The 886-nt window shown below is 48.3% G+C and carries 1 protein-coding gene; it reads left to right on the top strand.

What is annotated here, in order from left to right:
- Nucleotides 1-19: 19 nt before the first annotated feature.
- Nucleotides 20-886 (top strand): ISL3 family transposase (locus GY683_RS07365; RefSeq protein WP_297288119.1); only part of this gene is annotated, 867 nt, incomplete at its 3' end.

The raw sequence follows: 886 nt of genomic DNA, 5'->3' as shown, positions 1-886 counted from the left end.
TGGCCGGGTTCAAGAAAATATCCCCTGGGCGGATAATCATTCACGAATCACTTACCGCTTCGAATTTGCGATGCTTGTATACTGCCAAATCATGACCCAAAAAGCCGCGGCCATGTTGCTGCATATCGCCGCCCCCACACTGTCGGATATGCTGCATCGCTCGGTTGCTCGCGCCAGGCAAAACCATCGCATCAGAGATCTGAAAACGATCGGTATTGACGAAATCTCCTACTGTAAAGGGCATAAATACGCCACTATCGTCTATGATCTGAAAAAAGCTCGCGTTGTTTGGGTCGGCAAAGGCAAAGGCCGTGAAACCATCGATCAATTCTTTGATGAGGCGCTCAGTGATTTCCAAAAACGCCACATCCGATGGGCGAGCTGTGATATGAGCCAAGCTTACATCACCGCCATCGAATATCATTGCCCAAATGTCACCTTGGTGTTGGACCGTTTTCATATTGCCAAAGCGCTCAATGAAGCCGTCGATGAGGTGCGTAAACAACAGTGGCGGCAGGCGGCTGCCGATGAGCGTAAAGCCCTCAAAGGATTACGATGGTTGCTGTATAAGCATTCCTCCAAAAGAAATAGATATGATACGCGCATCCTCAATGCACTTAAAAAAGGCAATCGCCGCATACACCGTGCTTGGGTGCTCAAAGATGAATTTGAACGCTTCTGGGACTATAAGGCAACCTGGGCCGCTAAACGCTTTTTGAAACGTTGGACAACAATTGCGTTAAAATCCAGGCTACAACCGATGCGCGATTTCGTCAAAATGATCCGCAAACACAGCCACCGCATCTTACCCTATGTGGCTAGTAGACTGACCAATGCTGTCGCCGAAGGGGTTAATCGGATTATCAAAATTGTTAAAAATCGTGCC

Origin of the sequence: Moraxella sp. (assembly GCF_024227015.1) — a bacterium.
GTDB lineage: Bacteria > Pseudomonadota > Gammaproteobacteria > Pseudomonadales > Moraxellaceae > Moraxella.
This window is presented reverse-complemented; position numbering and strand designations above follow the sequence as displayed.